Genomic DNA, 7,010 nt, shown 5'->3' with positions numbered 1-7,010 from the left:
CCTGCACTCCACCGGCATGCTTTCCGACACTTCCGGGCAACCCGGTTGGCCGGTACCGTCCGGCCCTATAATTCAGAAATCACCGATCAACATCCCCGCATAGGGCCACAAGTCCCGGCCCCACGGAGCGGTACATCGCGACAACACGTGGAACCACCCCGGCCGGGTTGACGACAGTCACGACCGCAGAACCCCGCGCCCATAGACTTCCCAGCCATAAACCCCAGGGAGCACGGTGTCAGACCAGCCTCGCAAGAGCAGAGCGGACAGGGGGCACGTTCGCCTCAACCAACGGGATCTCCACGCCCTCGAATGGATCTTCGACATGCGGGCCGCCTTCGAGTCGGACATCTCGGAGATTCTCGGCCCGGAACACCCGATCTCCAAGAACGCGGCCCGCGCCGTCGTGAAGCGCTGGGAGAACGCCGGAGTCGCCTCCGCCGATCCCGTACTCGCCGGCCAGGGCCGGCTCGTACGGCTCACCGCCGAGGGCACCCGGCTGGTCAGTTCGATGGAACTGGAATCCGACGGAGCGGCGACGAGCGCGGCGGGGGCCGTGCGCCACGCCATGGTCGCCCGCGCCCGGCTGCGGATCGAGAACGCCGGGGTGGGCGGGTCGCGGGTGCTGGCCTGGATCAGCGAGCGACAGTGGCGGCACGAAAACGAGGCCGCCCTGCACACCGGGTCGCACGTTCCCGATGGATTCGTCCGCCTCGATGGCGGGATGACGGGAGTCGTGCAGGTCGGCCATACCCGGGTGGAGGTCGCCCGGCTCCGGCCGCTGATCGCGAAGCTCGCCCGTCACCATCCCGTCGTCGTACTCGCCGTTCCCCGGGGGGAGCTGGCCGGCAACCCGGCCGGCCCCGCCGCCGTCACCGACGACGGCGACGGCCTGCCGGCGACGGTCTTCACCGTGGAGATCTGACTTCACTTCTGACGTCACTGTGAAGATCTGAGCCCGGCGAGACGCTCGGCGAGCAGCTCGGCGAGATGCCGCCCGCGCCGGGCGGCGACGTGTTCGGCCTGGGTCCGGCAGGAGAATCCGTCGGCGAGCAGCACGGTGCCCGCGGGAGCCGAGGCGATCGCCGGGCCCAGGGTACGGGCGGCGATCGCCATCGACACGTCGTAGTGCCCGGCCTCCATACCGAAGTTGCCGGCCAGGCCGCAGCAGCCGGCGAGGACGTCGACGTCCGCGCCGGCCGCCGCCAGCAGGCCGCGGTCGGCGGCGAATCCCATGACCGCGTGCTGGTGGCAGTGCGGCTGGGCAAGGATGCGCACCCCGTCGAGACGCGGCGGAGTCCAGCCGATGGTGTCGCCGAGCAGCTCGGCGAGGGTACGCACCGCACCGGCTACCAGCGCGGCGGCGGGGTCGCCCGCGAGCAGCTCGACGAGGTCGCCGCGCAGCACCGCCGTGCAAGACGGTTCCAGGCCGACGATCGGCGTCCCGGCCCGGGCGTACGGCGCGAGGCAGTCGACGGTCGCTCGCAACCGGCGGCGCGCACCGTCGAGCTGGCCGGTGGTGATCCAGGTGAGACCACAGCACGCTGGGCCCGGCGGCACGATCACCCGGTAGCCGGCGTCCGCCAGCACTGCCACGGCGGCCCGGCCGACCTCGGGGGAGAACGCCTCCGTGAACGTGTCGATCCACAGCACCACCTCCCGGCTGTGGGCCTCGCGCCTGTGGATCCCCCGCCCGTCGGCTGCTTGCCCGTCAGCCGGCCGCCCGTCAGCCGGGTACCCGTTTCCCAGCTCCGAGCCGCTTCCCAGGTCCGAGCCGCCGTGCTCGCGCCACCAGCGGCTGAACGGTTGCCTGGCGAAGGCCGGCACCTCGCGGCGCGCGTCCATGCCCCCCATCCGCAGCAGCAGCCGTCGCACCGCCGGTCCGGCCAGCACCGCGTTGACCAAGCGTGGCGCCCGCCCGGCGACCCGGGCCCATCGGGGCAACCAGCCGAGCACGTAATGGCTGACCGGCCGGAGCCGATGCCGGTAGGCGCGGAACAGCACCTCGGACTTGTACGTCGCCATGTCCACCCCGGCCGCGCAGTCGCGCGCGCACGCCTTGCACGACAGGCACAGGTCGAGCACCTCGGCCACCTCCGGGGCCCGGGCGCCCCCGGCACCTCCGCGGACCAGCGAGCCGTTCGCCATCTCCTGCAGCACCCTGGCCCGGCCGCGGGTGGAATCTTTCTCGTCGCGCGTCGCGAGGTACGACGGGCACATGAAGCCGCCGGCCGCCGGCGTGTCGGCCCGGCAGGTGCCCAGCCCGACGCAGCGGTGGACGGCCCGCCCGAACTCCCCCGCGTCGGCGGTGAAGGCGAATCCGCCGATGGTGGGCAGCGGGCGAGCCGCCGGCAGGCGCAGGTCGGCGTCGATCGGCCTCGGCCGGACCAGCACACCCGGGTTGAGAAGATCGTCCGGGTCGAACAGGGCCTTGAAACCGGCGAAGACGCCGAGCGCGACCGGCGAGTACATCCTGGCCAGCAGCTCACCGCGGGCCCGGCCGTCCCCGTGCTCACCGGATATCGAGCCGCCGTAGGAGGCGACCAGGTCGGCGGCCTCGGTCAGGAACGGGCGCAGGCGCCCCGGGGCCTCCGCCAACGGTAGATCAATCCGGATGTGCACGCAGCCGTCCCCGAAGTGTCCGTACGGCACCCCGTCGATCCGGTGCGCGCGCAGCAGGTCCTCGAAGTCACGCAGGTAGGCTCCCAGGCGCTGCGGCGGCACGGCCGCGTCCTCCCAGCCGGGCCAGGCTGGTTCCCCCGCCGCGGTCCGCCCGGCGAGACCCGCGCCGTCCTCGCGGATCCGCCAGAGGGCGCGGGTCTGCGGGCCGGTGGGCAGCACCCGGGCGGCCCTCGTGCCCGCGGCGGTCGCCAACGCCCGGCCGGCCGCGAGCGCCTCCGCCGGGCTCGCCCCACCGACCTCGACGAACAGCCAGCCGGTGCCGGCGGGAAGCTCCGGTACGGCCCACGGTCCCCGGTGCCGGCGCACGATGTCGACCAGGCGCGCGTCCATGCCCTCCACCGCCAGTGGAGCGTGCGGGAACAGCAGCGGCACGGCGTCCGCGGCGGCCGGCATGTCCGGATAGCCCAGCACGACCATCGCGGTCGCGGCCGGCCGGGGGACGAGGCGGACGGTCGCCCCGAGCACGACCACACAGGTGCCCTCGGAGCCCACCAGGGCCTTCGCCAGGTCGCCGCCGCGTTCGGGCAGCAGGTGCTCCAGCGAGTAGCCGGAGACCTGGCGGGGGAACCTGCCGAGTTCGGTGCGCAGGACCGCCAGGTTGGCCCGGACGAGGTCGTCGAGCCCGGGGACTGCCGGATGCCCAGAGCCACCCGGGCCGACCCGTAGCCGACGTCCCGTGCCGTCGAGCACGTCGAGATCGACGATGTTGTCGGCGGTCCGGCCGTAGGCGATCGCCCGTGCGCCGCAGGCGTTGTTGCCGATCATGCCGCCGATGGTGCAGCGGGCATGGGTGGAGGGATCCGGACCGAATCGCAGCCCGTGCCGGCTGGCCGCCGCCTGGAGGCTGTCCAGGATGACCCCGGGCTGCACGCTCGCGGTGCGGGCGGCCGGGTCCAGGGAGATGATGCGGTGTAGGTGGCGGCTGAGATCCATCACCACCCCGGGGCCCACGGCGTTGCCCGCGATGGAGGTGCCCGCGCCCCGGGCGGTCAGCGGGGTCGCGGTGGACCGGCAAACTGCCACGATCGCCAGGATGTCCCCGACCTCCCGGGGGAACACCACGGCCGCGGGCGGCACCCGGTAGTTCGAGGCGTCGGAGGAGTACTCGGCCCGGCGTCGGGCCGAGGCGTCGACCATGGGCCGGACCACTCGATCATGATCTACACCGGTGCCGGCGACCATCGATCCGGCCGTGGTCGGTCGCTCCCCGAGCGCCGCCCGCAGCATCTGGACCAGCTCCGCCCGGTCCCCGGCCCCTGTTCCGGCCCCGGCCCGATCCCCGGGACGCCGAAACTGTCGGCGAAACCGTTGGACCCGCACGCGACGCTGCTCCCGCTGCACCCCACCATCCTCGCCACAGGCCAGGCCGGCCGCACCGGATCGACCTGCCACCGTGAATCTTCAAGGAGATCACCCTCCCGGAACCCGGGCACGGCACGGTCGGTGGCCTCCTTCGGCCGCTCACTGATGTTGACCATGCCGACGATCCTGCCCCCTGGTCACGGTGCCGCGCGACTGGTTAACCCATTAACCCACCCAGTCCAGCCCTTGGACAGCATGATCTCCAGCTCGGTTCGCAGTTCCCCTCTGTCCTGCAGGAGTGCGCGGTCTCAACTGGGTCAGTGCACCAGGCGTGAAATCCAGTCACAGGCCTGGATCTGATAGGACGTGGTTCCCCTGATGCGATGAAGGGGCGCGGCCTGTGAGGGTCTGGCGGGTGGGGTTGGGCCGGGAGACGAGGCGACGCGGGGCCTCGGTAGGAAGTAGTCCTTCCACAGATCACTTCACCGAAGGACCCCGCGTCCCGCGTGAGTTTCACGTACACTGCCGAGCTGCCCTTCGGCGATCACACCGTCTTCCGTCTGGCCGGACTGTTGGTCGCGGAGCGTCAGCGTCGTGGTACCCGTAACGGCACTCACACGCTGTCCGCGCTGGAGCAGGCCGTGATGGCCCTGCGCTGGTTCTGTGACGGCACGCGGACCCGCCTGCCCTTCAACGATCATGGAGTGTCCCGGTCAGTGGGCTACCGCTACCTGCACGAGGGCGTCGCCGTGCTGGCCTGGCAGGCCCCTGACCTGCGCGAGGCGTTGATGCGGGCCAGGATCGCAGGCAATCGCCATCTGATCGTCGATGGCACGGTCATCGAGACCGACCGGCTGCGCGTGCCTGGTCCGACCGAGGGTGTGGACCTGTGGTGGTCCGGCAAGATCTCGATCACGGTGGCAACGTCCAAATCCTGTCGGCCCCCGACGACGGCTGGCCACTGTGGGTCTCGGACGTGCCCCCGGCCGCGAACACGACTCGACCGCTCTGCGCGCCTCCGGCGCGCTGCCGATCCTGGAGGAGGAGTGGACCGCCGACCTACACGAGGTGCTGTTCGACCTCGGTTACGAAGGGTTGGGCGGCCCAGCCCGGCTGCCCACGCTCGCCTGCAAGAAGTCCCCGGCTCCTACCCTAGAGAGTCACACAAGCCTACCACCAGCAAAATCAGTGGCCGGGTACCACGCGGTCGGCGACCTCGGCAGAGTGCTCGGAGATGCCGACCATGCCGGCGATCCTGGCCTGCTTCGGCCGAGTCGACCCCCGCGGCCGGCGCTCCGCCCGGCCCGACCGCAGCGCGAGCTTCAGCCGCGTGTTCAGTTCCCCGCGCGCCTGAACGGAGAGCGTCTGGTAAATCGTCTCGTGCGACACGCGCATCTCCGGATCATCCGGGAAGTCCTTCTTCAGCCGATTAGACACCTGTTTCGGCGAGAAGTCGGCCGCCAGCCGTTCGGCCACCGCGTCGTGCAGCCGGACGTGCGTTTCCAGCTTGAACGCCTTCGGTCGCCGCCGCTGCTCGTCGGCGCGTTTCTGCGCGTCCGCGGCGCAGTATCCGGCATTGCCGCCGTTGCGCGAGACCTCACGGCTGATCACCGACTGGTTTCGGTCCAGCCGGGCCGCGATCATCCGGTGTGACAGTTTCTCGGCCAAGCCCCTGGAGATCGCCTCCCGCTCCTCCAAGGTCAACTCGACGCCGCGCACTCAGCCCTCCGATCAGTGGATCATCTTTCTACCAGCGCTGATGCGCTGATCATCTGCGACCGCCCCGGGTGGCCGTGGTGGGTACACACCGGTACCGGTCGGGTCTGGGTGACGCCGGGTGGGTGGTTGCCGAAGCGGTGTTGCCGCCGGTACCGAGGGGCGGCAGGCCCGGGGCGGGCCCTCGCCGGGGCATCGTGGGCGCCATCCGGTACGTGGCTACGTGGCCCGCAACGGGATCGTTTGGCGGGCGCTGCCGGCGGGGGGTCGTGGACCATCCTGAAGACCACCGTCGAGACCGCCCGGGAGAACCCCGGCCGGAAAACCTCCGGGGCCCTGCCGGGACGAGGGGTGGTCGAACGCACCCTCGCCTGGCTTACCGCCCACCGGCGGCTTGCCCACGGCTCCCACGGCTATGGACGTCATCCCGCCGCCTCCGAATCGTTCATCAACGGGCTCGTGCGCGCTGGTCCGCGCTAGTCGTAGCTCTTCCGGCCGGTAGGACTTGCCGCCCTTCCAAAAACGTTACGAACGGGCCGGCAAGCCGGCAAGTTTTGTGAATAAATGACTTTTTTGCGCATTCTGCGGATCGGGGCCGGTGGTGAGGGGCCGCCGGGCACAGCGGAAGAAACCGCCGGCGGCGTGTCACCGCCGTGGGGCTGGCACGCAGATCGCACAGCGGTGAACGCTGCGAACGAGCCGGCAAGTTTTGTGAATAGACAGCTTTTTGCGCATTCTGCGCAGGCGAGGAGCTGGCCCGCACCGGCGAGCAGCGCTGCCGGGACCGCGACCGCCAGCCCACCCCACACCGGCCTTTTCCGGCGACCGCCCGAACGCGATCTTCCGCAGCACCGCGAGCCCCGCCCCCAGCGCCTCACGCCCGGTCTCCCGCTCAACCAGCCGGCAGCGCGACGCCGGCCCGGCCGAACGCAGCGCCTGCGCCCCACCGGCGCACCACGCCCGGTGCCAGCGCCGCACCGACCGCACACCGACCCGCAGCTCCGCGGCGACCTGTGCGACCGGCTCGTCCCGGGCGAACCGTTCGGCCGCGGCCCTCCGGACCGGTTCCCGGCGATCCCGTTCCGTGGCGGTCAGCCCGCCACCCGTCGCGTACCTCATACCAGCCGGCTACCCGAACAGAACCCGCACCACCCACCCAAAAATCACAATAAGGTGAAGGATCATCGTGCTTCCACACAACTTCGCAGATTAAAACTCAGTAGCGGAAGACCCACGGTCTCGGAAAGCCGGAGACGTTCACTTTTCTGGGGTTCACGTGTCTGTGCGCGACGTTTAAGAAGGGGCACTTC

5 protein-coding genes and 1 pseudogene are annotated in these 7,010 nt (G+C 71.0%); 3 read left to right on the top strand and 3 right to left on the bottom strand.

All coding sequences use genetic code 11. The features are described from left to right. Positions 1–235 precede the first annotated feature (235 nt). Positions 236–925 (top strand): hypothetical protein, encoded by a 690-nt coding sequence (locus AC08OX_RS13140; protein WP_011435415.1) that lies wholly within the window; start codon positions 236–238, stop codon positions 923–925. 14 nt (positions 926–939) lie between these two features. On the opposite strand, the gene AC08OX_RS13135 is transcribed toward AC08OX_RS13140, so the two are convergent. Further along, a complete protein-coding gene (locus AC08OX_RS13135) occupies positions 940–3,909 on the bottom strand; it encodes an FAD-binding and (Fe-S)-binding domain-containing protein (protein WP_476608081.1) in 2,970 nt (989 codons plus the stop codon). Between the two features lie 581 nt (positions 3,910–4,490). On the opposite strand from AC08OX_RS13135, the pseudogene AC08OX_RS13130 reads away from it, so the two are divergent. Further along, positions 4,491–5,095 (top strand): annotated as a pseudogene (locus tag AC08OX_RS13130) (transposase family protein); the annotation flags it as partial. 74 nt (positions 5,096–5,169) lie between these two features. Here AC08OX_RS13130 and AC08OX_RS13125 read toward each other — a convergent pair. Continuing rightward, a complete protein-coding gene (locus AC08OX_RS13125) occupies positions 5,170–5,703 on the bottom strand; it encodes an IS30 family transposase (protein ID WP_476608080.1) in 534 nt (177 codons plus the stop codon). 240 nt (positions 5,704–5,943) lie between these two features. On the opposite strand from AC08OX_RS13125, the gene AC08OX_RS13120 reads away from it, so the two are divergent. Continuing rightward, positions 5,944–6,180: a hypothetical protein gene (locus AC08OX_RS13120; RefSeq protein ID WP_476608079.1), complete on the top strand. Its 237-nt coding sequence runs from the start codon at positions 5,944–5,946 to the stop codon at positions 6,178–6,180. A 165-nt stretch (positions 6,181–6,345) separates the two neighbouring features. On the opposite strand, the gene AC08OX_RS13115 is transcribed toward AC08OX_RS13120, so the two are convergent. Next, complete coding sequence (locus AC08OX_RS13115; RefSeq protein WP_476608078.1) at positions 6,346–6,819, bottom strand: helix-turn-helix domain-containing protein; 474 nt, start codon at positions 6,817–6,819, stop codon at positions 6,346–6,348. Between the last annotated feature and the right edge of the window lie 191 nt (positions 6,820–7,010).

This window comes from Frankia sp. CoBUL1, assembly GCF_978021245.1.
This window is presented reverse-complemented; position numbering and strand designations above follow the sequence as displayed.

Coding starts and splice junctions, on each gene's coding strand:
- AC08OX_RS13135 (WP_476608081.1), bottom strand. CDS start 3,909: ATGCTGCGGGCGGCGCTCGGGGAGCGACCGACCACGGCCGGATCGATG.
- AC08OX_RS13115 (WP_476608078.1), bottom strand. CDS start 6,819: ATGAGGTACGCGACGGGTGGCGGGCTGACCGCCACGGAACGGGATCGC.